Annotated in this window: 1 protein-coding gene; it reads right to left on the minus strand. The window is 43.2% G+C overall.

What is annotated here, in order from left to right; all coding sequences use genetic code 11:
- Positions 1-461: ATP-binding cassette domain-containing protein (locus tag A3735_RS05575; RefSeq protein WP_156499434.1), on the minus strand; the 461-nt coding region annotated here is incomplete at both ends.

The following is a 461-nucleotide window of genomic DNA, read 5'->3' on the forward strand; positions in this document are numbered from 1 at the left end:
TGGCTCTCTAGGTATTCATCATAGTTACCGTTAAAGTCGACTATGCCATCAGGCGTAATCTCGATAATACGTGTCGCCAAAGATGAAACAAATTCTCTATCGTGAGAAACGAACAGTAGAGTTCCTTCAAACTTTTCTAGCGCCATATTCAAGGATTCAATAGACTCCATGTCCAAGTGGTTAGTCGGCTCATCCATCACAAGAATATTTGGCTTCTGAAGCATGATCTTGCCAAATAGCATCCTGCCCTGCTCTCCACCCGAAATCACTTTGACTGACTTGTTGATATCGTTCTGAGAGAAAAGTAAGCGACCAAGAGTGCCACGAATCACTTGTTCGTCATCACCTTCTTGCCCCCATTCACCCATCCATTCGAATAGATCTTTGTCTTCTTCGAAATCTGAAGCGTGATCCTGAGCGTAGTAACCAATATTGGCATTCTCAGACCACTTTATTGTACC

The organism is Oleiphilus sp. HI0061, assembly GCF_001635675.1.